Origin of the sequence: Candidatus Planktophila limnetica, assembly GCF_002288365.1 — a bacterium.
Classification (GTDB): domain Bacteria; phylum Actinomycetota; class Actinomycetes; order Nanopelagicales; family Nanopelagicaceae; genus Planktophila; species Planktophila limnetica.
On record NZ_CP016782.1, the window covers coordinates 43,720 to 70,119 of the forward strand.

A 26,400-nucleotide genomic window follows, 5' to 3' on the forward strand; every position below is an offset into this window, starting at 1 on the left:
CTTATGGATAAAGCCCGCGCAACCTATGTGCTTCTGCAACGCGCGCAACACCAATCATGTGTGCTGCTTCGCGCCATGAAACTTTCTTAGACTTTGCCATCTCTTCAACTTCTTTAAATGATCGCATCATGATGTCATTGAGGTTTGATTTAACTTCATCAGCGCTCCAGAAGTAATTCTGCTTATCTTGTACCCATTCGAAGTATGAAACGATTACACCGCCTGAGTTAGCCAAAATATCTGGCACAACAAGAATGCCTTTATCGTTGATAATCGCATCTCCACCAGGTGTGGTTGGCGCGTTTGCGCCTTCAACAATGATCTTAGCCTTAATTCCTGTCGCTGTTTTTTCAGTAATTGAATCAGCGAGAGCTGCAGGGATTAATACATCAACATCGAGGTGAAGCAACTCATCTTGTGTGAGTTTGTCTGAGCCAGGAACATTGATGTTGCCATGTGCAAGGTGATGATCCCAGACTTCCTTGACGCTCTTAAATCCTTTAATGCCGCCCTGCACATCACTGACTGCGACAACTTTTAATCCCATGTTTTCTAAAGCAATTGCTGCCCAGTAACCAACTTTTCCGAAACCTTGAATAGCAACCGTGGCACCCTTTGGATCAATTCCTTTAACGCGAAGCGCTTCAATAGTTGAGATGGCAACACCATCACCAGTTGCAGATGTGCGACCAAGCGAACCGCCGAGAACAATTGGCTTTCCTGTAACAACACCAGGGACAGAGAAACCAGCGTTAACAGAGTATGTATCCATCATCCACGCCATATTGCGTTCATCTGTTCCAACATCTGGTGCTGGGATATCGCGCTCTGGTCCGATGATTGGCAAAATTTCAGATGTGTAACGACGTGTGAGTCGTTCATTTTCTGTAAGTGAAAGCGTGTGTGCATCAACTGCGATGCCACCTTTTGCGCCGCCGTAAGGCAAATTAGTAAGTGCGCACTTCCACGTCATAAGCATTGCAAGTGCGACGGTTTCATCCATATCTATGTCTGGGTGAAAGCGAACACCGCCCTTTGATGGGCCACGAGTTGTTGAGTATTGAACGCGGAAACCTTTATACATTTCAACATTGCCGTTATCTCGGCGAAGTGGAACAGCGACTTCTAGAATACGCCGCGGTGTTGAAAGAGTTTGCCAGTCGTTTTCGGAGAGTTGTAAAAGTTCTACAGCGCGTCGTAATTGCGAACGCGCGGTATCAAGAGCTGACTCCTTTGTCATACCCCGATACTACTCGGCAAAGACAGTGATTGTGTGCCACCCCTGAGCGCCATTAGGTAATACATCTTTTTTAACACTCGTTTGAATATCACCTTTTTTATTGACTGCACGCACTTGAATCTTGTGTTTTCCTGGTTGCACATCCCAATCAAGCCACCACTGGCGCCACGTGGTGTTATTTAACTCAGGTCCTAGATTTGCTTCGCGCCATTGATCCCAATCTATTTTTACTTCTACTTTTTCAATGCCAACGTTATGCGCCCAGGCAACTCCCGCAATTGCTCTTTTGCCGGCCGCGAAAGTTTCTTCAACGTAGGGCGTATCAATTCGTGATTGCATTTTAATTGGCGCAAATTTTGCCCAACCCTTTTTAATCCAATAACCCTGCTTAAGATCAAAACGAGTGAGCTCTAAGCGAGATAACCACTTTGTTGCAGATACATATCCATATAAGCCGGGAACAATGAGTCTGGCAGGAAAACCATTCTTAACTGGTAGTACTTCACCATTCATACCGACCGCGATAATTGCATCTCGCCCATCTAAGGTTGCAGTGGGGAATCCGGCAGTAAAATCATCAACAGAGTGACTCATGATTTGATCAGCATCTCGAGATGGTCTGGCTTCATTGATCAGATCATCTAGTCGCACACCAAGCCAGCGGGCATTGCCAACATATGGTCCGCCCACCCAATTAGAGACACAAGCAATCGTGTCATCGACTTCGATGATTGGCCTAGCAAGTAATTCATCGTATGAAAGAGTTATTGGGTTTTTAACCATTCCATCAATTGTTAACTTCCAATTTGCCGTATCTACCTGTGGAACAACAACTGCGTTATCAATAATGAAAAACTTGTCATTAGGTGTGAACAAGGTTGAGAGCTTTTCAACTTCTAGAGCCGGATCGGCAGGTGGTGCGGGTAGTGGATTTAATGCTTTAGGAAGAGATATTCCTAAACGTTCTAGTTGAACGCTTGCACCACGATGTAAGTATGCATAAGTGCCCGAGCCCAGGATTGTTGCTGCTACAACACCGCCACCTATTTTGAATAGATTTCGACGAGAGATTCCAGGTCGTGAGTTCTCCGAAGACATGCTTAAAAGGGTAACAGCAGGCTTATATTTTGGCCTTTCTAGAACTTTGCCCCGCACCAGATATAGAGTTAGCCAACGTGCGATTCATAAATAATCCGAGCCACGACCTCACCTATGACGATGTATTCATGGTGCCGAGCAAATCCGAACTCTCATCTCGTATGGAAGTTGATCTGACTTCACATGATGGTTCCGGAACAACTATTCCACTCGTTGTAGCGAATATGACTGCAGTATCTGGTCGCCGCATGGCAGAGACAATTGCTCGTCGTGGCGGGCTTGTGGTTATTCCACAAGATATTCCACTGGACGTTGTAGATAGCGTTATTAAATGGGTTAAATCCCGTCACACATTCTTTGATACTCCTCTTACTTTGTCTCCACAACAAACGGTTGCAGATGCGGTGAGCTTGTTATCAAAGCGAGCACATGGCGCAGTTGTCATTGTTGAAAACAACAAACCTGTGGGAATCGTGACTGAAGAAGATTGCGCTGGCGTTGATCGCTTCACACAACTGCACACAGTGATGAGCAAGGATTTAGTAACGCTAAATGATAATGCCGATGCACGCCAAGCATTTGATTTCTTGCACGATAACCGACGCAAACTTGCTCCAGTTGTAAATGGTAAAGGCGAGTTATCAGGCATTCTTACCCGAGTCGGTGCACTTCGCAGCACTTTATATGCCCCCGCAGTTGATGCACACAATAAGTTACGCATCGCTGCAGCCATTGGAATTAACGGAGATGTGGCGGGTAAAGCACGAGCACTTCTTGATTCGGGCGCAGATGTACTTGTAATTGATACAGCTCACGGTCATCAGAAGAAGATGTTTGAAGCACTTAAAGTGATCAAAGCTCTTAATCCACAGGTGCCATTAGTTGCAGGCAACGTTGTAACGGCTGCGGGCACAGAAGATTTAATCGATGCAGGCGCCGACATTGTGAAAGTTGGCGTTGGACCGGGCGCGATGTGCACAACACGCATGCAAACAGGTGTTGGCCGCCCACAATTTTCTGCGGTACTTGAGTGTGCTGCTGCTGCAAAGAAAAAAGGAAAGTTTGTTTGGGCAGATGGTGGCGTGCGCCATCCGCGAGATGTTGCACTGGCGTTAGCCGCTGGTGCATCAAATGTGATGATCGGTTCTTGGTTTGCAGGTACTCATGAATCCCCTGGGGATGTGCAGACAGATTCAACAGGGCGTTTATTTAAAGAATCCTTTGGAATGGCATCTGCTCGCGCAGTTGCAGCCCGCACCACTCAAGAAGATGCATTTGATCGTGCGCGTAAAGCGCTGTTTGAAGAAGGTATCTCAACATCTCGCATGTATTTAAATCCACAACGTCCAGGCGTTGAAGATTTACTCGATGAAATTATCGCCGGGCTTAGATCATCTTGCACATATGCCGGAGCGAAAACCCTTGATGAGTTTGCAGACAAAGCAGTAGTCGGCATTCAATCTTCAGCAGGTTATGCCGAAGGCCGACCACTGCATTCGTCGTGGACTATTTAATTACTTAACTGCGAATTGCAACTGCAAGGCTACGGAAGTCCTCAACCAATAGATCGATTTCTTTTTGACCATGCGCCAAGGAGATGAGCCACTGCTCATCGAGTCCTGGTGGCGTCATAATTCCGCGGTTAATTGACCAGAGCCATGAAAGCTCGGCAATTTTGAAATCAGTTGACTTGTAATCACGATAATTACGAACTGGTTCTGTTGACCAAGTGATGCAACCTTTCACACCAAAACCAACAGTATGTGCAGGCAATTCGAACTCTGAAATAATTTCAGAGATGCGGTTAAGTGCTTGCATATTGAATCCTTCTGCAACGCCGAGTGTTTCTGCAGTGCAAATCTTGTCAATTGCGCGAACACCAGCCATAGCAAGTGGGTTTCCGTTAAAAGTACCGAAGTGCGACATGCGCCCATCAGTTACGGCGTCCATGTACTTTTTCTTTCCGCCGAATGCAGCAACAGGAACTCCGCCGCCAATTGATTTAGCCAGAGTAATGAGATCTGGCTGAACACCTAGACGTTGCGCAGCACCTTGGGCACCTGCTGTAAGACCAGTCTTTACTTCATCGAAAATCAAAACGATTTCGTATTGATCGCAGAGTTCACGCACACGCTCGAGATATCCAGCATCTGGCAGAACAATTGCGATGTTTTCAAGCACTGGCTCGACAACGAAGCAAGAAATCTTGTCCTTGTGTTTTGCAAATATGCGCTCGAGAGCTTCTGCATCGTTATAAGGAACAACGAATACATCGCCCACAACAGTTGAAGGATCGATTACCGCATTTGGATTCTGAGCATCTCCAGCTTGAGCAAGTGTTGGCTTGCATGAGACTGTCAGTGGGTCATAGCTACCGTGGTAACCACCTTCGACTTTAACCAGACCAGTTTTGCCAGTGAAAGCACGAGCAGTTCTAATCGCATACATCGTTGATTCGGTGCCTGAGTTGGTGAAGCGAACTTGATCAAGGCTAAAGCGCCTACAGATTCGCTCTGCAGCATCTCTAGAAATCGGTGATGGGGTGACAAAGAGGGTTCCGACTTCCAGAGACTCTTTGATTTCCTGAACAACTTCTGGATTGAGGTGACCTGCAAGCATCGCTCCAAAGCCCATAGACAGATCGAGCACAGGGCGATCATCCATATCAACCATCCAGGCGCCTTTGGCTGACTTGATGGAGATTGGATATGGATCCCAATACTGGAAACTGGAAGGAACGCCCATAGGAAATGTCTGAGCAGCTAATTTGTTTTCTTTTTCTGATCCTGATGTTCCCTCTTTGAAGCGGGCCCATTCTTGGTCTAGTAGTGCACCAACTTTAGATTCAGATAGTGGCGTGGATGTTGCAGGGACATTTCTAAACGTTTGCGCATGATTCGCATGTGTTTTCATTTATCAAACTAGCTTCGCTTTGGATCTAGTATTTCTAGAAATGAGCGAAACGGGCTCCTTTTCAGCAGCTTTATAAATAGTGAGTTTACCTGCTTTATTTTTTTAATCAACAATTGTTTTTATGCGTAAAATTCGGACATTTTCTCGCGTGTTACAGTTTTTCTATGTTTTTTATGGCCGTTTTGGTAATGGGCGCGGCCTCCCTTTTTGGACTTGCGGCCGATGAAATAAAGCCTGAAGAAAAACAAATAGTCCAAGAAATTAAATTTACCCCTGTTCATTGTTTTAATACACCGACACAAAAATTAGTAATTCGTCCTGATTTTGTTGGTTGTGTTATTGGCGAAGACCAACCACTAGGTGAAACAGAAATTGTTGAAGGTACTGATCGACCGGAAGAAATAAATCCACTTGTACTTGCGCGTTTTCTTAGTGCACAAGCTGCTGCAAAAGAATTGGGAATCGAATTGAGCATTGATTCTGGATATCGAAGTCCAGAAAAACAAAATTACTTATATCAGCGCGCAATTAAAACTTACAAAAGTGCAGAAGAAGCAATGAAGTGGGTTTTACCTTCAGATCTATCCAGACATCCCTGGGGTCTTGCATTGGATGTGAATCTCAACCACGATAAATCTGGAGCAACGTGGTTAGAAGCCAATGGAGCCGCTTTTGGGCTCTGTCGTGTCTATGTAAACGAGTGGTGGCATTTTGAACCATTGACCGCACCAGGTGGAATCTGCCCGCCACTTCTGCCCGATGCATCACAAGTAAAGTAAAGTGCAACCGTGAATAAGCCAACAATCATTCTTGCAACAAGTAATGGCGTTGGCATGGGTCACTTGGCGCGTGCAAGTGCTATCGCTTTAGCTCTAAAACCAATTGCTAATCCAATTATTGTTTCAATGGCAGGCGGAATTGCAGAAATCTCTGACTACATGGGAATTCGCACCGAATATATCCCTGGTCGCGATCGCGAGTGGATGACCCGAGATTTGTGGGATCAATACTTACGTGATCGACTTGTTGCACTCGTTGAAGAAACAGATGCCAAACTCATTTCATTCGATGGCGTTGTTCCATACCCAGGTGTGATTGCAGCAAAAGTTAAAGCGCCACACATATCTTTAGTGTGGGTGCGCCGCGGTTTGTGGCAGAAAAAACCACAACGTTTTGTATTGGGATTGCAATCGGCGATGATGGATTACATCGTAGAGCCCGGAGATATTGCACGTTCATATGATCATGGTCCAACATCTACAAGAAAAGACGCGCAGCTAACTTCGCCTGTCTCTTTATTTCAAAAAGATACTGCGCTTTCACGCGAGGAATCACGAAAAATTCTAGGTTTAGATCCCGATCGTCCAGCAGTATTAGTACAACTGGGCACAGGCGATAGTGATGTCAATGAAAAAATGACAGCAGCCCTAGCAGGACTTATTGGCTGGAAAGATCTACAAGTTGTTCTAACAAAGAAACCAATTGATAAAGATGGCAACTCTCTAGCACCAGAAGGCCTTGATCTAAAAGTTGTCCGTTACTTTCCTTTGGCACAAGTGCTACGTGCATTCGATGCAGGTGTGTGTGCAACTGGATATAACGGAGTGCACGAGCTATTGCCGGCGCAGATCCCAACTGTCTTTGTCTCCAATATTCGCGGAACAGATGATCAAGAAGCACGCGCCAAGTGGTGTCACGACTTTGGTTTTGCTCTGCGCGCAGATCAAGCAGATTTGGCAGATATCACCGCAACAGTTGAGAAGTTACAAGATCCACAGGTGCGCACATCACTGAGCGCTAAGTGCGCAGAACTGGCTGAAGTTTCCGGAAGCACCGAGATAGCTCAGATTTTCTTAAAACTCATTGCAGATCAATCTGCCATCAAACCAGGGACACTTACCTACAAACGATTAATGCTTCAAGATCACATCAATCGTGGAATGCGACATATTGCATACATTGGTCTTCGCCGTCTCGCACTTATCTATCGCAAATTTAGACCGCATCCAGATGCTGCAAAGATGGCAACGGTTGCACCTATTTTTAGTCAGATCACAGCAACGGCAGAACTACGAGATTTGATTAAGGGCGATGTCAGATTTGAACACATGATCGCTGGCGCATCGGACGCGTATAAAAAGCGCCGCCAAGAAATTGCACACACTGCCTATAACCCACCGCTTATTGCAATTAGAAAACGCAAGAACTAAAAGCGAGAACGAATCTCCCATAAGTCTGCAAAGACTGGATTAAAGAGTGTGGAGCGCAAATACTCGGCGCCACTTGATCCGCCGGTGCCCATCTTTTGTCCAATAGTGCGTTCAACCATCTTCACGTGGCGATAGCGCCACTCTTGAATACCTTCATCGATATCTACTAAACGCTCACAAATCATCGCGCGCTCAGGATCGCTTTGGTGCACGGCGAGTAAAACATCTTGCACATTTTTATTTGCAACGTACTGCTCTGATTTATCGCGATTGATAATCGATGCTGGCATTGCGTGGCCAGCGTTGTGTAAATAAACAAGCGCTGAATCCCAGATTGAATTACCTGATGTGATTTCTGCAATATCTTTTTGGATATCTGGCGGTAAGTGCCCAGCCATTTTGCTATCGCGGCGGCCGAGTAAAGCTTCTACTTTTCTGAACTGGGCTGATTGGAATCCGCTCGATGAAGATAAATACCCGCGGAAAGAGTTAAATTGCAGAGGAGTCATTGTTTCTAAAATATCGATCTGTGCCACACAGACTTTCATAATCGTGCGAATACGGCCCAAGATGGCAAGTGCGTAATGAGTATCGCCATCTTCGAGTGCGCGCTGTGCTTGTTTAAACTCATGGATTAACTGTTTAAACCACAACTCATATGTCTGGTGAATAATGATAAAGAGCATCTCATCGTGTTCTGGTCCATCAGAGAGTGGACGCTGCAGTTTTAATAACTCATCGACTGCAAGGTATGAGGTGTAGGTCAGTGCTGAATCGAAACTCTTTGATTCGCTCATGTGACTCGTGATCCGCCTTCTTTGACCTTCTCGTATTGGCGCGTGGAAACTAAATCTCTGATTCGCTCAAAACCATCCCAGACTTCAATGTATGAGGTTGGAAGAGGTGAGATTGCTAAGCGAATTGAATTAGGTGTGCGGTAATCAGGAATCACATTGGCAAATTCGCGAAGTGCAACGCAGATACGCGCAGCATCAGGATGAACTAAAGAAATATGTCCACCGCGCTCTTTTGCATCGCGCGAAGTATTTAACTGCATCCCAAGAGGTGCCAGCCACGCATCGTATAAATCAATCATCATCTGAGTACCAACTGCTGCTTTGTGCGCAATTTTGTCGATACCTGCTTCTTTAATTATTTCAAAAGATGCTTTGATGCAGCGCAGACCAATCAAAGAAGGACTAGCAATTTGAAAACCACGGATGCCATCAGCTTTTTCAAAGACCGGTCCCATTCCAAATTGATCTGCCTGTGAGAACCAACCTTGAATCGGAACTTGTAACTCTTTTTGTATTTTCTTTGACACATACAACCAGGCAGGGGCTCCCGGTCCAGAGTTTCCATATTTATATGTGCAGCCAACAGCTAAGTCCACACCGCTTGCATCAAAGTTCATTTCAATTGCGCCCACTGCGTGGCTGGCATCCCAGAGAACTAATCCACCGTGAGAGCGAACTAGATCAGTAATTGATTTAATGTCTGTGCGAGCACCAGAGCGATATTGGATTACTTCAAGAGTTACCAGGGCAACGTCATCATTGAGGTATGGCGCAAGAATGTCGGCGGTGATGCGCTCATGCTTAATCACTCCAGCACTTTCATTATCGATTAAAACCAAATTCATTCCAAAATCTTTTGCGATTCCATCTAAAATGTATCGATCAGTTGGAAAATTAGCGGTGTCAGTAATAATTGTTTTACGCCCCGGACGAGCCTTAATTGCAGCCATGGCGAGCTGATAGAAATTAACAGATGTTGTGTCGCACGCAAGTACTTGTCCCTTTGCAGCGCCAAGAGTTGCTTCACCGATTAAATCTCCCACTGGTTGTGCTTCATCAACCCAGTGGCTCCAGCCCGTAACAACTTCTGGGCCCCATTCTTTGGTTAATAAATCATTGACAGCAACAACAGTTGCATGGGGTAGTCGACCGAGTGAATTTCCATCTAAATAACACATTGCAGGGTCAGTAACCACGAACTTTGATTTAAAATGTGCCAGTGGATCGTTCTTATCTAGATCCAGGGCGTATTGGCGGTCAGTGACGTTCATGGTTGAAAGGTACGCTCTGTCACCATGGCGCGCAATCTTCTTAATTTAGAGGAAGTCTCAAAGGCTTTCGATATTCGCGCGCTCCTAGATGGCGTATCACTTGGTATCTCAGAGGCAGATCGCATCGGAATTGTTGGAAGAAATGGCAGCGGCAAGAGCACACTGATGAAAATTATGTCTGGCGCTGAATCACCAGATGCGGGACGCGTAACTAAATCAAATGAGACAAATATTGGTCTGCTCTCACAAGTAGATAACGCACCAGCGGATGCAACTGTGCGAGATGTTGTACTTGGCAATAAACCAACGCATGAGTGGGCAAGTGATTCTGGAATCCGTGAAGTATTTATCGGTTTATTTGGTGGCTTTGATGATCACCTCTTTGAAAGAAAATTTGGGACTCTTTCAGGCGGAGAGCGCAGACGTGTGGGACTTGCACGGTTATTAATCGATGATCTTGATTTAATTTTGCTCGATGAGCCAACCAATCACCTAGATGTTGAAGGCGTTGCATGGCTTGCCAATCATTTGTTATCACGTAAATCTTTAGCGCTCGCGGTAATCACCCACGATCGATGGTTTTTAGATGCTGTCACTGAGCGCACATGGGAAGTAGTTGGCGGCAGAGTCGAAGAGTATGACGGCGGATATTCCGCATTCGTTCTAGCTAAAGCAGAGCGTGCTCGCCAAGCAAATGCAATGGATGCTCGTCGCAATAACTTAATTCGCAAGGAATTAGCGTGGCTACGCCGCGGCGCCCCTGCTCGAACAACTAAACCAAAGTTTCGAGTAGATGCAGCCAATGAATTGATCTCTGCAGAGCCGGCGCCCCGTGATCAAGGCGAACTACTTAAATTTGCACGTAATAGGTTAGGTAACACTGTGTATGAATCACACCATGTGCAGCTGCGCGCTGGTGAGAAATTACTACTCGATGATTTGTATTGGAATATTGGACCAGGTGATCGAATTGGAATCGTTGGTATCAACGGTGCTGGCAAAACAACTTTGATGCGCATGTTGACCGGTGAATTACAACCTACGGCCGGCAAGTTTGTTACAGGCGTAACTGTTAAAGCAGCCTTTCTCACACAGCACTTACACGAATTAGATCCAACGTGGCGGGTACTAGAAGCGGTTGAAAAGATTGCAAACCATGTGGAGTTAGGAAATGGAAAGTCGTTGTCGGCATCCCAACTATGTGAGCGATTGGGATTTGACCGCGATTTACAGTGGACACCAATTCGTGATCTCTCTGGTGGTGAAAAGCGTCGCCTGCAGCTCACGCGCTTGTTAATGGATAGCCCTAACGTTTTATTACTAGATGAGCCAACAAATGATTTTGATATCGAAACGCTGACGGAGTTAGAAGACTTATTAGATAGCTATGGCGGCACGTTAATTGTTGTTTCCCACGATAGATATTTCCTTGAACGAGTCTGTGATCGCTTTGTTGGCTTATTAGGCGATGGAGCGCTGCGAGATTTACCGCGCGGTGTTGATCAATACCTCGAGCAACGTCGCGATGCTCTGAGTAACAATAAATCAGGCTCAACGAATAAAAGCACATCAAGTGCTGCCGAGCAGAGACAACTGAAAAAAGATGTGGCGCGACTTGAAAAACAATTGGTGAAATTAGATGAACAGATCAGCGCCTTGGTGGAAGAACAAAGCAGTGCCGCATTTGATGCGCCGCGACTCATAGAAATCACTTCAAAACTCGAAGAATTGCGTGGGGATAAGAACACGAAAGAAGAAGAGTGGCTTCATGCCACAACTGCGCTAGATATTTGAGTAAAATTTCGCCCATGAACAAAGTCGTACACACAATCGAAGTCGTCCTCTTCCGCGCTCGCTGGTTACTGGCACCTCTTTATATTGGCCTGGTTGGAACGCTTGTATTACTTGCCTATCGATTTGTTATCGAATTCATCCACCTTGCACAACACATCGGTGATTCAGATGCCAGCACCTTTACTTTAGATTTATTGGCTCTACTTGATCTAACCCTTCTAGCAAATCTCATTCTTATGGTGATTTTTGCAGGATATGAAAACTTCGTCTCTCGCATTGATGCTGCTGCAGATTCCACTGATCGCCCACACTGGATGGGAACAATTGACTTCAGTGGACTTAAAATCAAATTAATTGGTTCACTCGTTGCAATCTCTGTGATCGAATTGCTTAAAGACTTTATTGAACTCTCAGGAGAAGCCGAAGTTGGAGAAGGCACAATTTGGCGAATCGCTATTCACCTAACATTTGTCGCATCTGGAGTTCTCTTTGCACTGATGGATTGGATTGCAGATAAGCGGGAGTTCAACGGTACGCATTCGTAATGCGCCTTGATTTACTTGCAGCGCTCTCAGGAATCCTTATCTCCATGCAAGCGCGAGCAAATGGTGAGCTCTCCCTTCGCTTAAACAACGGATTACAAGCCGCGTTTATCTCATTTAGTTCAGGTTTACTGATCATTGCCATTATTTCTATCTTTAGTCCAACAATAAAAAGTGGCGCAAAGCGATTGCGCGCAGCAGTTGTTGCAAAAGAGATTGCGCCATGGACACTCTTTGCTGGCGCACTCGGTGGGGCATTTGTCGCCGTGCAAACACAAATCGTTCCTTTAATTGGTGTTGCTATTTATTCAGTGGCATCAATTGCAGGACAGGGCGCCACATCTCTGATTGTCGATCGCATTGGATTAACCGGCGGTGGTAAAAAACCAATTAGTCCACGCCGTATTACGGCCGCGGTTGTGACCGTGCTGGCAGTTCTGGTCTCTGTTCTAGATCGCATTGACGCAAAAGATTTATCATTTATTGCAGTTGTTTTAGCCGGTGTAGCGGGTGCCATCGTTGGTGTGCAGCGGGCAATGAACGGGCTAATCAATGAACACTCCAAGCAGAGCTTTACAACATCTCTTCTTAATTTCATTATGGGCTCTAGCGTTTTGGGAATAGCGTTGTTAGTTGCGGTCGCAATTGGAAAAGTTGAATTTGTGCCTCTTCCTGCTGGTCCTTGGTGGATCTATATGGGCGGAACAATCGGTGTTATTTATATTGCATTTACTTCCACAATCGTGCAGCACCTAGGAGTTTTGACCTTCACGTTATTTAGCACAGGCGGACAGTTAGTCGGTGCGCTCTTAATTGATATTTATTCACCGACTAAAGGAGTCAGCGTCTCTGCTTACTTAGTTAGCGGAATTGTTATGACTTTTCTTGGGGTTCTTGTGGGCGGCGTGAATAGTTCCAAACCATTGAAACGATAGAAGCTCCAATAAAAAATGCTGCAATTGCATAACTAGAACTCTTCACCCACGGAATAGTCGCTGCATAGAAACCAGCCAGTGTGATTCCAACTCCCCAGAGCAGAGCACCCAATGCATTGGCTGAAAGAAATTGGTAGTAATTCATCCGAGATGCACCAGCAATGACAGGAACAAAGGTGCGAATCCATGGGAAGAAGCGAGCTGCAACTACTGCCCACCAACCCGTTTGCATATAAAATCGATCAGCACGAGCAATCATTGATTGGATCCGCTTTGACTTACGCTTTTCTAAGTACGGGCGCCCATAGACGCGACCGATAACAAAGCCGACTTGATCGCCAAAGAATGCAGCAAGAAAAATAACGCTGACAAGAATGACAATATTTATATTGCCATGAGCGGCTGCAACTAGTCCTGCGCTAAAGAGAATTGAATCCCCTGGTAAGAAAAAGCCAAGCAAAATACCTGTTTCAACAAAGACGATTGCTCCAACAATTACATAGAAGATGAAAGGCGCAAGCGTTGAAAGTTGAGAATCAAAAGAGGCAGCGAGCTCGATCACACCGATTTCCTAACAGCCGCAGCAACTGCGGTGACAACGTGGGAATCAAAGACGCTAGGAACAATAAAAGATGTGTTGAGTTGTTCTGGTGACACACAATCAGCAATTGCAGTGGCAGCGGCCACCAATAACTCATCGGTGATCTTGTGGGCGTTGGCATCGAGTAAACCGCGGAAGATTCCAGGAAATGCTAAAACGTTATTAATTTGATTAGGTTGATCGCTGCGACCAGTTGCAACAACTGTTGCGTGCTTTCGAGCAATTGCTGGATCAATTTCAGGATCTGGGTTAGCCAGTGCGAAGACAATTGAACCCTGAGCCATCGCAGCGATATCGGATTCAACCAAGATATTTGATGCGCTCACGCCGATAAAGACATCTGCGCCGACTAGTGCTTCAGACATTGATCCTTGGAAATTGTCTTTATTGCTATGTTCGATAAACCACTGCTGCATCTGATCATCACTTTTCATCCCAGGATGAATAACGCCCTTGTGGTTAAAGCCGATGATGTTTCTAGCACCATCTAGTACCAATAAGCGCGAGACTGCATTTCCGGCCGCTCCAACACCGCTTAAAACAATCTTCACATCAGACAAATTCTTTTTCACTAACTTCAATGAGTTACGAAGGGCAGCGAGCACAACAATTGCTGTTCCATGTTGATCATCATGGAAAACAGGGATATCTAGCAATTCGCGCAGGCGTGCTTCGATTTCAAAGCAACGGGGCGCCGAAATATCTTCTAAGTTGATGCCGCCATAGACAGGTGCAATTAGTTGCACAGTGCGCACAATTTCATCGACATCTTGTGTGTCCAGACAGACTGGCCATGCATCAACATCTGCAAAGCGCTTAAAGAGTGCGGCCTTTCCTTCCATCACAGGAAGTGCGGCTGCAGGACCAATATTTCCAAGGCCCAGCACTGCAGAACCATCGGTGACAACAGCGACTGTATTGCGCTTAATAGTGAGGCGACGAGCATCGGATGGATCATCAACGATTGCTTGGCAGATGCGAGCAACACCTGGTGTGTATGCGCGAGATAGGTCATCACGAGTTTTAAGTGGCACTTTGGACTGTACTTCTAGTTTTCCACCTAAGTGCAACAAAAAGGTGCGATCTGAAACCTTGCGAACTACTAAACCTTTATGCGCACGAATGGCAGTGGTGATTTGATCTGCGTGATCAGCATCGATGGTGTCACACGTAACGTCAATAACAACTTTTTCTAATAAAGATTCAACAACGTCAAGTGCAGTAATTGTGGCACCTGCATCGGTTATGGCAGAAGTAATCAGTGCAACCGGTTGTAGTGAAGGCGAACCTTCAACGCGGATTGTTATGCCATAGCCAGGGCTTGTAGATGCCATCTACACAACACCGTATAAGCGATCGCCAGCATCTCCAAGACCAGGAACGATGTAACCACGCTCATTTAACTTTTCATCAAGTGCGCCAGTAACAACTGTGATTGGAATCTTTGCGTTTGCAAAAGCTTTTTCCATTGTGGCAATTCCTTCAGGAGCTGCCAAGATGCAAATCGCTGTGATCTCTGTGGCTCCACGCTCAATCAAATAGTTAAGGGCTGCAACAAGAGTTCCACCCGTTGCAAGCATTGGATCCAAAACGAAGCAGTGACGACCTGAGAGATCTTCCGGTAGGCGATTGGCGTAAGTGCTAGCTTGCAAAGTTTTTTCATCGCGCACCATGCCAAGGAAACCAACTTCGGCATTTGGCACAAGACGAGACATTCCTTCGAGCATTCCAAGACCTGCGCGCAGAATTGGCACAACGATCGGACGCGGAGACGCCATCTTCAGGCCCTCTGTCTCTGTCACAGGAGTTTTAATTTTTACTTTCACTGTCTGCACATCGCGCGTTGCTTCATATGCCAGAAGCGTTACGAGCTCTTCAACGAGATGTCTAAATGTTGGCGAATCAGTTCTTTCGTCACGCAGAACGGTCAATTTATGAGAAATCAGCGGGTGGTTGGCGACGTGAACTTTCATGTTCCCTAGCGTACAGGGCTTTTATTCTCCTGAAATGAGTGTAAGGATGCTCCTGTACTTTTCGGCTGTACTTTTCAACGGGGAAAGGTGAGATATGGAACAGATAAGTAACTCAGATCTCATTAACGATGTTGATATCGCCGTTGCCGCCTGGCACGAAGATGGGCGCTGGACATTGGCTCTTCTTCCCGATGCACATGATCTTGCGCAAGTAATTGACCGACTTAAATCACAACAGACAAATGGTGGCGCAATTGCACTGATTGCAATTGATGAAGAGTTCTTTATGCTCATTCGCGTTCTAGGTTCACACATCACAATGTTTCTCAGCGATGTCACATGCGCACTTGATTATGCGGTCGCCTCTGACTTTTTAGAAATAAACGATATTGATATGCCAGAAGAAGAGGATGATCCATTTCCTGTTGGCTATCTAGATATTTTTGCTGACCTGGGGATGAATCACATGGAGATGGCAGCACTGTGTGATGACGCAGAGTTATTTCCTGACGAACAACTCGAAGCGATTGCAGGGCGTTTAGGCTTTGGCGATCAGTTTGCACAGTTATTAGAGCTGTGACATCTGTTGAATTAATGCGCGAAGCAATCGCTCTTGCGCAGGCAAGCCTTGCATCCAATGATGTTCCAGTCGGTGCACTCATCATTGATCCATCAGGAAAAATTATTGCAAGCGGAACAAACGAGCGCGAAGCAAAATCTGATCCCACTGCCCACGCAGAAATCGTTGCGATGCGCAAAGCCGCAACTAATGGATGGCGTTTAGATAATCACACATTGGTTGTGACGCTGGAGCCATGTGCGATGTGTGCAGGTGCTATTGCCCAAGCACGGATTTCTAAGGTGATCTTTGGTGCATGGGATGAAAAGGCTGGCGCTGCAGGTTCAGTCTGGGATGTATTGCGCGATCCGCGCGCTATTCACCGCGTTGAAGTTGAATCAGGAGTTCTAGAAAAAGAGTGCGCAGCGTTACTCAGTGATTTTTTCCGCTCAGGCAAGTAATTCATAGGATGGATTAAGAATCTTTAGCGAACCATTTTCTTCGCCAACCATTCCTTCTGCGCGCAGTTCAGTACCCACTTCAAGGCCTGCGATTTCGCGGCGGCCTAAGAATTGAAGTGTGATTCCACCGCTTTCATCCCATAACTCGATTTCAAGTACTGGAGATGATCCACTCGGCGCAGTTTTAATTGATGCGACCTTGCCCTGCACATGTGCACGCTTTCGCCACTGCACAGCGCCGATAGGTGTCATATCTTCTGCGTAGTGACTAATGGGGCCAACCGAGGCAACAACTGGTGCTGCCTTCACAGGAGCCACAGTTACTAACTTCTTTTCTTTCTTATCAATAACAAGTGGAGCGCCAGAGAGAATGCGCTCAACATCGAAGGGAACAATCGTTGCAACCACACGTGGTAATTGAGAAATAGGAGCAGCAATTGCTTCTGCCGTTCTATCGTGTAGCAAACGACCTAAGAAACGAGAATAAGAACGACGTGGCAAGAGCAGAGTTAATTCAACATCGGCCTTTTCTGTCATCTTAATTGCGTAATCAACTGCAGCATTTGCAAGGCGACGATCTGGGCAATCAATGAGTTCTAGAGTCACATCATCTAGCGCATCCGATTTTGCCCACGCCTTTACAATTTGTTCTGCGCGCAAATCATCAATAACAAAGTGAACAGCCTTTAATTCGCGCGGCTTCAATGATCGCGCATAACGAATGGCGCCCACTGTTGCCACATCGACGCTATCGACCAATACAGTCACATCGTGTCGAGCAATCGATGTTGCACGCTCTTGTTCGACCTTCACATCTAGTGCGCTCTGCTCCTGTGTGTATTGACGGCGAAGACGAAGGAATGTAACTACAAGTATCGGCGCGGTAACTAAAACCAACCAAGCGCCTTCACTGAATTTAACAATTGAGAAAATAATAACAACTAGTAGTGAGATGCCACCAGCTAATCCGTTGATGATCATCTTCGCCTTCCAAGCACCAAGGCGATGCACGTATGCGTGCTTTGTCATACCAAAGCCAGCCAATGTAAATCCTGTAAAGACACCGAGGGCGTAGAAGGCAACAAGGTGTTCAACAGAGCCTGCAGTAATTAAGACAAGGAAGATTCCGCCACCTGCAAGCAAAAGAATGCCATTTGAGAAAGCTAAGCGGTGGCCGCGCTTTGTGAGCTGCCTAGGCAAATAACCATCTTTTGCGATGAAGTTAACCAGCAGTGGAAAAGCGCTATATGTGGTGTTTGCACCAGCAAAGAGGATAAGCATCGTTGCGAACTGAACGAAGATAAACATTGCTGTGCCAAATGTTCCATCGCCCATGGCAGCCTTAACGATCTGGGATATAACAGTTGGCGTTCCACTCTCATATGGCATCGCATGGATTTTGTGTGCAAACCAAGAAACACCTAAAACTAAAGAACCGAGCAAAGTACTCATGATTACCAGCGTGCGACGAGCGTTCACATGCTCAGGTGCCTTAAAGAGTGCAACGCCATCTGAAATTGCTTCAAGACCCGTTAAAGATGATCCACCATTTGCAAAAGCACGCAGCAAAATAAATATGGCTGCAAATGTGAGCAATCCACTCGGTTCACCCATTGGCACAGCCCCAGGCAAATTTGTTTCAAGCATTGGCAGCGTGCCACTGAAGTGGCGATACAAACCGATTGCAAAGACGATGAACATAGAACCAACGAATAAGTAGGTAGGAAGAGCAAATGCTTTTCCAGCTTCCTTCACACCGCGCAGATTTCCATACGTTAACAAAACAATGATCGCCAAGATCATCGGGATCTTCCACGGTTCAAGTTCAGGAAAAGTTGAGATGATTGCGGCCACTCCTGCTGCAGATTGAATTGCAAGTGTCACGATGTAATCGAGCATCAAAGCAACGCCAGCAATTTGTGCGACTACTGGTCCGAAGTTTTCCCTGGAGACAATGTAGGCACCACCAGTTTTCGTATAGACATCGATGACGTTGCGATAGGAAAGAGTGATGATCAAAAGAATTACTAGAACTATTGCCGTCATTGGCATCAAGATTGCAAAGGCTGCAATTCCAAAGGCTGGCAAGAGCGCAATTAAAATCTGCTCGCTACCGTAGGCAGAGGATGAAATACAGTCTGAAGATAAAATACCAAGTGCGTACTTTTTATCTAATCTCTGGTGGCTCAAGGTGTGACGATTAAGAGCGCCACCTAGTAAACGCCGCTTTATTTTGTAGGAAAGCGGATCTTTTAGGTGTGCATGTTCTTGCAAGGCGACCGGCTCCGGCGCCCCATCTGTCCACGACTTCGGCATAGTAGACTCATCTTATGCGTACACAGATGTATATCGATGGTCAATGGGTTGATGGCATAACAACAATGCCTGTCACCGATCCAAGTGACGGTTCCGTCATTGCAGAAGTAGCCGTTGCCGGCCCCGAACAATGCGAAGCAGCCGTTGCAGCCGCTGACCGCGCCGCAGCCGATTGGGCAAAGACCGCACCACGTGTTCGCTCTGAAATCTTGCGCAAAGCATTTGAAATCATGGTTGCCGAAGCAGATGCAATTGCAACGATTGTCTCTAAAGAAAATGGCAAAGTTCTAACGGATGCCAAGGGTGAAGTTTTGTACGCCGCAGAATTCTTTCGTTGGTTTGCCGAAGAAGCAGTACGCGTCCCCGGAGATTTCCGTAAATCACCAAGTGGTGACAAGCGCATCCTTGTTACACACCAACCAATTGGTGTCTCACTTCTAATCACACCCTGGAACTTTCCTGCTGCAATGGCCACACGCAAGATTGGTCCAGCAATTGCAGCGGGCTGCACAATGATTTTAAAACCAGCATCTGAAACTCCACTCACAGCACTCGCCATCGTTGACATCATGGAACGCGCTGGAGTTCCTAAGGGAGTCATCAACGTCATCCTTCCTCAAAAAGTTGGCGAATCAATTTCAAAGATTTTGCATGATCCACGAGTAAAGAATTTATCCTTCACAGGTTCCACAGAAGTTGGTCGCGTTCTTATTCGTGAGGCCGCTGACCGTGTCATCCGTTGCTCCATGGAACTCGGTGGCAACGCACCATTTGTTGTCTTCGAAGATGCAGACATCCCTGCCGCAGTTGCAGGGCTAATGCTTGCCAAGATGCGAAACGGTGGCGCTGCCTGCACCGCGGCCAATCGTGTTTATGTGCAAAAGAGTGTGGCTGATCAATTTACAAAAGAGTTCTCACAAGCAATGTCACAACTGAAAATGGGTAAAGGCACAGATGCTGGAATACAACTCGGCGCAAGTGTCTCGATTAAAGAACGCAACAAGATTGCAGAACTAGTTGATGCTGCAGTAAAAGCTGGCGGAAAACTCCACACTGGTGGCAGCACACCGGAAGGCGCCGGCGCTTTCTATCCCGCCACAGTTATCTCTGTTGATAAATCAAATGACATTTTAAATCACGAAGTATTTGGTCCTGTTGCACCGATTGTTACCTTTGATACGGATCAAGAAGCAATTCAACTTGCTAACTCCACAGACTTTGGATTAATTAGTTATGTATTTACAAAAGATCTTGCCCGCGCAATTCGCACAGCAGAAGCGATCGAATCAGGAATGGTTGCCATTAATAAAGGCGTCATCTCGGACCCTGCCGCACCATTTGGTGGCGTGAAGCAGAGCGGCCTAGGACGCGAAGGTGGATTCGATGGAATCCACGAGTTCCTCGAAACCAAATACATTGGAGTCGAGATTTAAACTATTTTTTTAGCTTGTAACCCGCCGGACACTTAGGGCTAATTGCAGTTTTCTTAACTGTCTTTGTGCCCTTTACGCAGGTGATGGTTTTCTTTACTACTGGTGTAGCGGTTGGGGTTGCGGTTGGAGTTGGAACAACAACTGTTTCGCCTTCCTTTAAAACATCAAAAGATTGAGTGTAAACATCAGACGCTAGTAATTCTGTCGTTGCTGGAACTTGGTAAGTCAAAGAACATTTTCCAGATGACATCATTTTTACGGAGAAACCAGAAGTAAAGCAGACTATTGGTGTAATTGAAGTAGGCAAAATCCATGCTTGTGATCCCGAATAAACCTGAGGTAATGCAAAGTATGCAGGAAACTCTTTTACGGTTTGATTTTCAACCTTAGAAATCGAGAGAGACTGCTTGACCTTGGCAGGCAAAATACTTACGGACTCTTCATATTTCTTTTCTAAGTAGTCCTTTGTTTTTGGAGTGCTAACCTTAAAACCACAGTAGCCTTCCTTTAAAAATTTGAGCTGAGCTGCTTCAGCCACGCACACCAACGGAGTTACAGAAGTAATTGATAAATTTAGCCCAGCGACTTGTTGTTCAAAATAGTCACTTACTTTATAGGTCTCACCTGCTCGCCAAACAGGTACTACGCTCGAATTATATTTTGAAACATTTGTAAATTGGCTTTCGATTAAGGAATTGTAAGTTGGACCTTCGAAAGTTGAGTAGTTCAAATCCAAATTACCATCATTTCGGACAAGTAATCCATTTTCTGCTCCAACGAGGGCTCTAAAGTTCTTAGGCTTAGTAATTCCAGTTTCATATTGATAATTAGTAGATTTATTGTTCCGTGCCGAACTTAAACTGGGAACGTATACCCCTTGTGTAATATTTCTAGGGAGTTTTATCGAACCTTTAAATGTCACTTTTTGAAGTGTGGGATTTATAGGACTATCAGTCCGGTTTAGATAAATTAAAAAATTAGAATTTTGGCTGTTTGAAAGTGTTACAACAAGAGAAGTGTTTTCAATACCTAGTGGATGAGAGACCACAGCTTCAAAATTGACAGTTGTTTCATTCGAGAACAGTTCAATTTCATTGGGAGTGAAACTGAAAGATTCCACGACCGGATTCTCTGTTGCTGCGTTTGCTGCCGGAGCAATAACTCCAGCCAAAAGCAAAACCGCTACAAATAATGATTTGATCTTCATTGTTTTCTCCCTATTGGTATTGCCAAACCCTATTACTGCAATTGCATGAAAGTACTGTTTTGTGCGGCGGAGGATAGGGGATTTGAACCCCTGAAAGGTTGCCCTTTACACGCTTTCCAAGCGTGCGCACTCGGCCGCTATGCGAATCCTCCCGAGGGGAAGAACTCTATAGGTGCGCTAACTATGCTTAGACCAGATCCCTCGTGCGGCGTTACCGCACTGAACTCCCCCAGGGTAGGAATACAGCAAGGGTAGGTGCGCTCTAGCGGGTGCACGAGGGATCCCTTAAGTTTTATTGTTTAAGAATTATTTGAGTCGAGAAGGGGATGTGATGTCACTAGCGTTGTATCGCAAGTATCGCCCTTCTGTATTTGCAGATGTTATTGGTCAAGAACATGTGACTGTTCCTTTAAGTAATGCATTGTCATCAGATAAAACACATCATGCTTATTTATTCAGCGGTCCACGTGGTTGCGGTAAAACATCTAGCGCACGCATCATGGCTCGTTCACTCAATTGCGAAAAGGGGCCAACACCAACTCCATGCGGGCAGTGCCAATCATGCAAAGACTTAGTTGCAAATGGTCCAGGATCAATTGATGTTATTGAATTAGATGCAGCGACTCATGGTTTAGTCGATGATGCAAGAGATTTAAGAGATAAAGCTTTCTTTGCACCCGTTAATAGCAAGTACAAGATTTATATTATTGACGAAGCACACCAACTTGGGCCGGGTGCTGCAAATGCGTTGCTCAAAGTGGTTGAAGAGCCACCTCCTCACGTTATTTTTATCTTTGCCACAACAGAGCCAGAAAAACTGATTTCAACTATCCGCTCACGTACACACCATTACCCATTCCGTTTAGTACCACCTGGAGTACTGACTGCGCATTTAGAAAAGATCTGTGCTGCAGAAGGTGTTGAAGTAGCTAAAGGTGTGCTGCCATTGGTGGTGCGCGCTAGTGGTGGTTCTGTGCGTGATGCGTTATCTGTGTTGGGTCAATTGCTTGCAGGCGCTGGCAAAGACGGCGTCAGTTATGACATCGCAGTGCAGCTACTTGGATTCACTGACGGTGCGTTGTTGGATGATGCAATCGATGCGCTGGCAGCACACGATGCAGCAACATTGTTTGCAACAATCGATCGCGTGATCGAAAGCGGTCATGATCCAAAGAGATTCACCGCAGACTTGCTAGAACGTCTACGCGATTTAATGATCGTGGATGCACTCGGTGAAACAAGTGCGAATTCAATCTTGCGCGATATGCCAGATGACCAACTAGAACGCATGCGCAATCAAGCACAGCGCATCGGTACTGCTTCACTTTCGCGCGCAGCAGACATCGCAGCAGATGGATTAACAGAAATGCGCGGTGCTACCGCACCACGATTGATTCTCGAACTCATTTGCGGCCGCATCTTGTTACCAATAAGTGATGCAACAGAGACCGGATTACTTGCTCGAATCGAACGTTTAGAACGCGTTGAAAACATCGCGCCAATGCCTACTCTTTCCAAGAGTGCTCCTTCGGTGGAAGCTGTTAAACCTTCAAAGGTTTTACCTAGAGAAGAGACTAAAGAAGCACTTCCCGTGGCTTCGGAACAACCGATTGCGAAGAAGGCAACAGTTAGCACAATGGACATTGCTGGTCTTCGACGCATATGGCCTGACGTAATAGAAAATGTTAAGAAGCGTCGTAGATTGACGTGGTCACTGTTGTCCGCGAGCGCACAAATCCTTGGTGTTGATGACACAAACATAACGATCGGAATCGTCAACGCCGGTGCACGTGATTCATTTGTGCGATCAGAAAGTGATGAGATTCTGCGCCAAGCATTTATTGAAGTTGTGGGACTTGATCGCAAGATTGAATGTGTTGTGGATCCATCAGTGAATCCAAGTACACCTGCAACGCGTGCGGTACGCGTCGATGAATCACCGAGTGATGTTGAACAGCTCAGCGGTGCAGCGTTGTTAGCACGCGAACTAGGCGCACAAGTTATTACGGATAAGAAGTAATAATGAGTGGAATGTATGAAGGTGCGATACAAGATTTAATTGATGCCTTGGGTCGCTTGCCTGGTGTGGGTCCAAAGAGCGCGCAGCGAATTGCTTTTCATATTCTGCAATCAGATGCCGACATTGCTGCAGCATTGGTTGATGCAATTCGTACGGTGAAAGAACGCGTGAAGTTTTGCACGCAGTGCGGAAATGTTTCTGAAGAAACAGAGTGCCGTATTTGTCGCGACCCACGTCGTGATAACTCACAGATTTGTGTTGTTGAAGAGAGTAAAGATGTGATTGCGGTGGAGCGCACGCGAGAATTCCGTGGCAAGTACCACGTGCTCGGTGGAGCAATTAGTCCTATTGATGGAATCGGACCTGATCAATTAAGAATTAAAGAGCTGATGAGTCGTTTATCTGACTCAGCGATTACTGAAGTTATTTTGGCAACGGATCCAAACCTCGAAGGTGAGGCAACGGCCACCTATTTAGCTCGATTGATTAAGCCGCTAGATATAAAGGTCTCTCGTTTGGCCAGTGGTCTGCCAGTGGGCGGAGACCTTGAATACGCCGATGAAGTTACCCTTGGGCGAGCATTTGAAGGCAGAAGGAACGTCGAAAACTAAGTATCTCGTTATTTGAGATGCTCGAAGTCTCATAATTTGAGAAATCCGATAATACGGGTACAAAATCGCTTCTGAGCCTGTCATGCTTGGCCGTATGGGATTAATCGTTCAAAAGTACGGTGGGTCATCGGTGGCCGATGCCGAGGGCATGAAGCGGGTGGCTGCTCGCATCGTGGCCTCCAAACGCGATGGCAATCAAGTTGTTGTTGTGGTTTCGGCGATGGGAGACACAACCGATGAACTAATTGATCTAGCAAATCAGATCACTCCTATTCCGACCGGTCGCGAATTAGATATGTTGCTGACAGCGGGTGAACGAATTTCAATGGCATTACTTGCAATGGCAATTTCTAATTTAGGTCACGAAGCTCGTTCATTTACAGGCAGCCAAGCAGGCGTGATTACAGATAGCGCACATGGTCGCGCTCGCATTATTGATGTGACACCAGGACGTATTCAAGAAGCGTTAGAAGAAGGCGCAATTGCAATCGTTGCTGGTTTTCAAGGAATTTCGCAAGATACAAAAGATGTAACAACACTTGGTCGAGGCGGATCAGATACAACTGCGGTTGCATTGGCTGCAGCGCTGGATGCAGATGTCTGCGAGATTTATACAGATGTTGATGGCGTCTTTAGTGCAGACCCACGAGTTGTGCCTGCGGCCCGCAAACTAAAGACAGTTACGTATGACGAGATGCTCGAACTAGCAGCATCTGGTGCAAAAGTTTTACATCTGCGTTGCGTTGAGTACGCACGCAGATATGACTTACCAATTCACGTCCGTTCATCTTTTACAACCAACGAAGGAACATGGGTAGTTAAAAACCACCCTGAAGGAGGAAACATGGAGCAAGCAATCATCTCGGGTATCGCACACGATAAGACCGAAGCAAAGATCACCATAGTTGGTGTACCAGATCGCACTGGTGTTGCTGCTCGCATCTTCCAAGCAATTGCCGATGCTGACATCAACATCGACATGATTGTTCAAAACGTTTCTGCAGCAGCTACTGGCCTAACAGATATTTCATTTACTCTGCCAAAGGCAGAAGGTGCTAATGCATCCAAGATTCTTAAGGCAATACAAGGTGAAGTTGGATTTGCATCAATTCAATACGATGATCAAATCGGCAAGCTCTCACTCGTTGGTGCTGGCATGCGTTCACACCCAGGCGTAACAGCAACATTCTTTGCTGCGATGTCAGAGGCTGGCGTAAACATCGAAATGATTTCAACATCAGAAATTCGTATCTCAATTATCTGCCGTGAATCAGACCTTGATGGCGCTGTAAAAGCAGCCCACACAGCCTTCGAACTAGATGCTGATCAAGTAGAAGCAGTTGTATATGGCGGCACGGGACGATGAGTAACAAACCTTCACTTGCAGTTGTTGGTGCCACTGGAGCCGTTGGCACAGTAATGCTCAGTATTTTGTCTGAGCGTGCTGATGTGTGGGGCGAGATTCGTTTGATCGCGTCCGCTCGAAGTGCGGGAAAGAAACTTAAATGCCGCGGTGAAGAACTCACAGTTGTTGCCTTATCGCCAGAGGCGTTCGACGGCATTGATGTTGCGATGTTTGATGTGCCAGATGAAGTTTCTGCTGAGTGGGCACCAATTGCGGCATCTCGTGGCGCAGTTGTTGTTGATAACTCGGGAGCATTTCGTATGGACGCCGATGTTCCGCTAGTTGTCCCAGAAGTAAATCCAGAGATGGTTAAGCAACGTCCGCGTGGAATTATCTCTAATCCAAATTGCACAACTCTTTCGATGATTGTTGCAATGGGTGCGCTACATAAAACTTACGGACTTAAAGAGTTAGTTGTCTCTTCTTATCAAGCAGCATCTGGTGCTGGTCAATCAGGTATTGATGCGCTTCGCGCGCAAATGAAACAAGTTGCTGGAACGGACGCGGGAGATGCAACTGGAGATCTTCGTAAACATGTGACAGACCTTGGTCCTTTTCCAGCGCCCCTTGCACTCAACGTTGTGCCATGGGCTGGTTCTTTAAAGGCAGATGGTTATTCATCTGAAGAATTAAAGGTTCGCAATGAATCACGAAAGATTCTTGGACTCGCAAACCTAAAGGTTTCTGCAACATGTGTTCGCGTGCCAGTTATTACAACGCACTCACTAACTGTGCATGCTGTCTTTGAGAAAGAACCATCACGTAAAGCAGCGCAAGATATTCTTGCTAACGCGGCTGGCGTTAAGTTGGTGGATGACCCTGAAAACTATAAGTTCCCAACACCGGCAGATGTAGTTGGCACAGATCCAACGTGGGTTGGTCGTGTTCGAAAGAGCATTGATGATCCAATGGCTTTAGACCTATTTGTGTGTGGTGACAATCTGCGCAAGGGTGCTGCGCTTAATACAGCACAGATTGCCGAACTACTTGCAGTTGAATTTACTAAGTAAGGTA

The 26,400-nt window shown here is 46.1% G+C and carries 23 protein-coding genes, 1 tRNA gene and 1 other RNA gene; 14 read left to right on the forward strand and 11 right to left on the reverse strand.

Features of this window, described 5'->3' with window-relative positions; translation table 11 throughout:
* Position 1: 1 nt before the first annotated feature.
* Entirely contained in the window at positions 2 to 1,240 is a 1,239-nt protein-coding gene (locus tag PHILAsVB114_RS00240; RefSeq protein ID WP_095697422.1) for a Glu/Leu/Phe/Val family dehydrogenase, read from the reverse strand.
* Between the two features lie 9 nt (positions 1,241 to 1,249).
* Positions 1,250 to 2,338 (reverse strand): molybdopterin-dependent oxidoreductase, encoded by a 1,089-nt coding sequence (locus PHILAsVB114_RS00245; protein ID WP_095697423.1) that lies wholly within the window; start codon positions 2,336 to 2,338, stop codon positions 1,250 to 1,252.
* A gap of 77 nt (positions 2,339 to 2,415) precedes the next feature.
* Between PHILAsVB114_RS00245 and PHILAsVB114_RS00250 the strand changes: the two genes are divergently transcribed.
* On the forward strand, positions 2,416 to 3,852 hold the full coding sequence (locus PHILAsVB114_RS00250; protein WP_095697424.1) for a GuaB1 family IMP dehydrogenase-related protein: 1,437 nt from the start codon (positions 2,416 to 2,418) through the stop codon (positions 3,850 to 3,852).
* A 4-nt stretch (positions 3,853 to 3,856) separates the two neighbouring features.
* Here PHILAsVB114_RS00250 and PHILAsVB114_RS00255 read toward each other — a convergent pair whose 3' ends face one another.
* Positions 3,857 to 5,251 (reverse strand): aspartate aminotransferase family protein, encoded by a 1,395-nt coding sequence (locus PHILAsVB114_RS00255; protein ID WP_095697425.1) that lies wholly within the window; start codon positions 5,249 to 5,251, stop codon positions 3,857 to 3,859.
* A 164-nt stretch (positions 5,252 to 5,415) separates the two neighbouring features.
* Between PHILAsVB114_RS00255 and PHILAsVB114_RS00260 the strand changes: the two genes are divergently transcribed.
* On the forward strand, positions 5,416 to 6,030 hold the full coding sequence (locus PHILAsVB114_RS00260; protein ID WP_095697426.1) for a D-alanyl-D-alanine carboxypeptidase family protein: 615 nt from the start codon (positions 5,416 to 5,418) through the stop codon (positions 6,028 to 6,030).
* 9 nt (positions 6,031 to 6,039) lie between these two features.
* A complete protein-coding gene (locus PHILAsVB114_RS00265; RefSeq protein WP_095697427.1) occupies positions 6,040 to 7,461 on the forward strand; it encodes a glycosyltransferase in 1,422 nt (473 codons plus the stop codon).
* Here PHILAsVB114_RS00265 and PHILAsVB114_RS00270 read toward each other — a convergent pair.
* Both PHILAsVB114_RS00270 and PHILAsVB114_RS00275 read right to left on the reverse strand, forming a co-directional pair.
* The gene (locus tag PHILAsVB114_RS00270) at positions 7,458 to 8,258 is read right to left on the reverse strand and encodes a tryptophan 2,3-dioxygenase (RefSeq protein ID WP_095697428.1); all 801 of its coding nucleotides are present in this window, start codon (positions 8,256 to 8,258) and stop codon (positions 7,458 to 7,460) included. The genes PHILAsVB114_RS00265 and PHILAsVB114_RS00270 overlap by 4 nt on opposite strands.
* Positions 8,255 to 9,529, reverse strand: a complete 1,275-nt coding sequence (locus PHILAsVB114_RS00275) for a kynureninase (RefSeq protein ID WP_095697429.1) — start codon at positions 9,527 to 9,529, stop codon at positions 8,255 to 8,257. Before PHILAsVB114_RS00275 ends, PHILAsVB114_RS00270 begins: the two co-directional genes overlap by 4 nt.
* A gap of 24 nt (positions 9,530 to 9,553) precedes the next feature.
* Between PHILAsVB114_RS00275 and PHILAsVB114_RS00280 the strand changes: the two genes are divergently transcribed.
* From PHILAsVB114_RS00280 to PHILAsVB114_RS00290, 3 genes are read left to right on the forward strand one after another with little or no spacing between them, the layout of a single operon-like run.
* The gene (locus PHILAsVB114_RS00280) at positions 9,554 to 11,323 is read left to right on the forward strand and encodes an ABC-F family ATP-binding cassette domain-containing protein (protein WP_095697430.1); all 1,770 of its coding nucleotides are present in this window, start codon (positions 9,554 to 9,556) and stop codon (positions 11,321 to 11,323) included.
* Between the two features lie 14 nt (positions 11,324 to 11,337).
* Positions 11,338 to 11,868, forward strand: coding sequence for a TIGR00645 family protein (locus PHILAsVB114_RS00285; protein ID WP_095697431.1), 531 nt, complete (start codon positions 11,338 to 11,340; stop codon positions 11,866 to 11,868).
* Entirely contained in the window at positions 11,868 to 12,800 is a 933-nt protein-coding gene (locus PHILAsVB114_RS00290) for a DMT family transporter (protein ID WP_095697432.1), read from the forward strand. The genes PHILAsVB114_RS00285 and PHILAsVB114_RS00290 overlap by 1 nt, the downstream gene beginning before the upstream one ends.
* On the opposite strand, the gene PHILAsVB114_RS00295 is transcribed toward PHILAsVB114_RS00290, so the two are convergent.
* The 3 genes from PHILAsVB114_RS00295 to upp are packed head-to-tail and all read right to left on the reverse strand — an operon-like array spanning position 12,739 to position 15,374.
* Entirely contained in the window at positions 12,739 to 13,362 is a 624-nt protein-coding gene (locus PHILAsVB114_RS00295) for a DedA family protein (RefSeq protein WP_095697433.1), read from the reverse strand. The two genes, PHILAsVB114_RS00290 and PHILAsVB114_RS00295, sit on opposite strands and share 62 nt — an antisense overlap.
* Complete coding sequence (locus PHILAsVB114_RS00300; RefSeq protein WP_095697434.1) at positions 13,359 to 14,735, reverse strand: NAD-dependent malic enzyme; 1,377 nt, start codon at positions 14,733 to 14,735, stop codon at positions 13,359 to 13,361. Before PHILAsVB114_RS00300 ends, PHILAsVB114_RS00295 begins: the two co-directional genes overlap by 4 nt.
* Positions 14,736 to 15,374, reverse strand: a complete 639-nt coding sequence (gene upp / locus PHILAsVB114_RS00305) for a uracil phosphoribosyltransferase (protein WP_095697435.1) — start codon at positions 15,372 to 15,374, stop codon at positions 14,736 to 14,738.
* Positions 15,375 to 15,468: 94 nt separating this feature from the next.
* Between upp and PHILAsVB114_RS00310 the strand changes: the two genes are divergently transcribed.
* Entirely contained in the window at positions 15,469 to 15,954 is a 486-nt protein-coding gene (locus tag PHILAsVB114_RS00310) for a tRNA adenosine deaminase-associated protein (RefSeq protein ID WP_095697436.1), read from the forward strand.
* Between the two features lie 14 nt (positions 15,955 to 15,968).
* Positions 15,969 to 16,394, forward strand: a complete 426-nt coding sequence (gene tadA, locus PHILAsVB114_RS00315; RefSeq protein ID WP_204246844.1) for a tRNA adenosine(34) deaminase TadA — start codon at positions 15,969 to 15,971, stop codon at positions 16,392 to 16,394.
* On the opposite strand, the gene PHILAsVB114_RS00320 is transcribed toward tadA, so the two are convergent.
* The gene (locus PHILAsVB114_RS00320; RefSeq protein ID WP_095697438.1) at positions 16,383 to 18,710 is read right to left on the reverse strand and encodes an amino acid permease; all 2,328 of its coding nucleotides are present in this window, start codon (positions 18,708 to 18,710) and stop codon (positions 16,383 to 16,385) included. The genes tadA and PHILAsVB114_RS00320 overlap by 12 nt on opposite strands.
* Positions 18,711 to 18,724: 14 nt before the next feature.
* Between PHILAsVB114_RS00320 and PHILAsVB114_RS00325 the strand changes: the two genes are divergently transcribed.
* A complete protein-coding gene (locus PHILAsVB114_RS00325; protein ID WP_095697439.1) occupies positions 18,725 to 20,143 on the forward strand; it encodes an NAD-dependent succinate-semialdehyde dehydrogenase in 1,419 nt (472 codons plus the stop codon).
* Between the two features lies 1 nt (position 20,144).
* On the opposite strand, the gene PHILAsVB114_RS00330 is transcribed toward PHILAsVB114_RS00325, so the two are convergent.
* Together PHILAsVB114_RS00330 and PHILAsVB114_RS00335 are read right to left on the reverse strand one after the other, a co-directional pair.
* Positions 20,145 to 21,350 carry a hypothetical protein gene (locus PHILAsVB114_RS00330; RefSeq protein WP_095697440.1) on the reverse strand — a complete coding sequence of 402 codons (1,206 nt, stop codon included), beginning with the start codon at positions 21,348 to 21,350 and terminating at the stop codon, positions 20,145 to 20,147.
* A gap of 67 nt (positions 21,351 to 21,417) precedes the next feature.
* Positions 21,418 to 21,502 (reverse strand) — tRNA-Ser (locus PHILAsVB114_RS00335).
* Positions 21,503 to 21,542: 40 nt separating this feature from the next.
* Between PHILAsVB114_RS00335 and ffs the strand changes: the two genes are divergently transcribed.
* The 5 genes from ffs to PHILAsVB114_RS00360 all read left to right on the forward strand — a co-directional run bounded on the left by ffs (position 21,543) and on the right by PHILAsVB114_RS00360 (position 26,396).
* Positions 21,543 to 21,639: signal recognition particle sRNA small type (ffs, locus tag PHILAsVB114_RS00340), an RNA gene on the forward strand.
* 42 nt (positions 21,640 to 21,681) lie between these two features.
* A complete protein-coding gene (locus PHILAsVB114_RS00345; protein WP_095697441.1) occupies positions 21,682 to 23,370 on the forward strand; it encodes a DNA polymerase III subunit gamma and tau in 1,689 nt (562 codons plus the stop codon).
* 11 nt (positions 23,371 to 23,381) lie between these two features.
* A complete protein-coding gene (recR, locus tag PHILAsVB114_RS00350; protein ID WP_095698633.1) occupies positions 23,382 to 23,981 on the forward strand; it encodes a recombination mediator RecR in 600 nt (199 codons plus the stop codon).
* Positions 23,982 to 24,075: 94 nt separating this feature from the next.
* A complete protein-coding gene (locus tag PHILAsVB114_RS00355; protein ID WP_095698634.1) occupies positions 24,076 to 25,347 on the forward strand; it encodes an aspartate kinase in 1,272 nt (423 codons plus the stop codon).
* Complete coding sequence (locus PHILAsVB114_RS00360) at positions 25,344 to 26,396, forward strand: aspartate-semialdehyde dehydrogenase (RefSeq protein WP_095697442.1); 1,053 nt, start codon at positions 25,344 to 25,346, stop codon at positions 26,394 to 26,396. Before PHILAsVB114_RS00355 ends, PHILAsVB114_RS00360 begins: the two co-directional genes overlap by 4 nt.
* Positions 26,397 to 26,400 lie beyond the last annotated feature (4 nt).

Excerpts from the sequence above, each read along its gene's own strand:
- PHILAsVB114_RS00290 (WP_095697432.1), top strand. The coding sequence starts at position 11,868 with ATGCGCCTTGATTTACTTGCAGCGCTCTCAGGAATCCTTATCTCCATG.
- PHILAsVB114_RS00330 (WP_095697440.1), bottom strand. The coding sequence starts at position 21,350 with ATGAAGATCAAATCATTATTTGTAGCGGTTTTGCTTTTGGCTGGAGTT.
- PHILAsVB114_RS00245 (WP_095697423.1), bottom strand. The coding sequence starts at position 2,338 with ATGTCTTCGGAGAACTCACGACCTGGAATCTCTCGTCGAAATCTATTC.
- PHILAsVB114_RS00280 (WP_095697430.1), top strand. The coding sequence starts at position 9,554 with ATGGCGCGCAATCTTCTTAATTTAGAGGAAGTCTCAAAGGCTTTCGAT.
- PHILAsVB114_RS00360 (WP_095697442.1), top strand. The coding sequence starts at position 25,344 with ATGAGTAACAAACCTTCACTTGCAGTTGTTGGTGCCACTGGAGCCGTT.
- PHILAsVB114_RS00310 (WP_095697436.1), top strand. The coding sequence starts at position 15,469 with ATGGAACAGATAAGTAACTCAGATCTCATTAACGATGTTGATATCGCC.
- PHILAsVB114_RS00275 (WP_095697429.1), bottom strand. The coding sequence starts at position 9,529 with ATGAACGTCACTGACCGCCAATACGCCCTGGATCTAGATAAGAACGAT.
- PHILAsVB114_RS00320 (WP_095697438.1), bottom strand. The coding sequence starts at position 18,710 with ATGCCGAAGTCGTGGACAGATGGGGCGCCGGAGCCGGTCGCCTTGCAA.
- PHILAsVB114_RS00285 (WP_095697431.1), top strand. The coding sequence starts at position 11,338 with ATGAACAAAGTCGTACACACAATCGAAGTCGTCCTCTTCCGCGCTCGC.
- PHILAsVB114_RS00325 (WP_095697439.1), top strand. The coding sequence starts at position 18,725 with ATGCGTACACAGATGTATATCGATGGTCAATGGGTTGATGGCATAACA.
- tadA (WP_204246844.1), top strand. The coding sequence starts at position 15,969 with ATGCGCGAAGCAATCGCTCTTGCGCAGGCAAGCCTTGCATCCAATGAT.
- PHILAsVB114_RS00255 (WP_095697425.1), bottom strand. The coding sequence starts at position 5,251 with ATGAAAACACATGCGAATCATGCGCAAACGTTTAGAAATGTCCCTGCA.
- PHILAsVB114_RS00270 (WP_095697428.1), bottom strand. The coding sequence starts at position 8,258 with ATGAGCGAATCAAAGAGTTTCGATTCAGCACTGACCTACACCTCATAC.
- PHILAsVB114_RS00355 (WP_095698634.1), top strand. The coding sequence starts at position 24,076 with ATGGGATTAATCGTTCAAAAGTACGGTGGGTCATCGGTGGCCGATGCC.
- PHILAsVB114_RS00345 (WP_095697441.1), top strand. The coding sequence starts at position 21,682 with ATGTCACTAGCGTTGTATCGCAAGTATCGCCCTTCTGTATTTGCAGAT.
- PHILAsVB114_RS00300 (WP_095697434.1), bottom strand. The coding sequence starts at position 14,735 with ATGGCATCTACAAGCCCTGGCTATGGCATAACAATCCGCGTTGAAGGT.
- PHILAsVB114_RS00240 (WP_095697422.1), bottom strand. The coding sequence starts at position 1,240 with ATGACAAAGGAGTCAGCTCTTGATACCGCGCGTTCGCAATTACGACGC.
- recR (WP_095698633.1), top strand. The coding sequence starts at position 23,382 with ATGTATGAAGGTGCGATACAAGATTTAATTGATGCCTTGGGTCGCTTG.
- PHILAsVB114_RS00260 (WP_095697426.1), top strand. The coding sequence starts at position 5,416 with ATGTTTTTTATGGCCGTTTTGGTAATGGGCGCGGCCTCCCTTTTTGGA.
- upp (WP_095697435.1), bottom strand. The coding sequence starts at position 15,374 with ATGAAAGTTCACGTCGCCAACCACCCGCTGATTTCTCATAAATTGACC.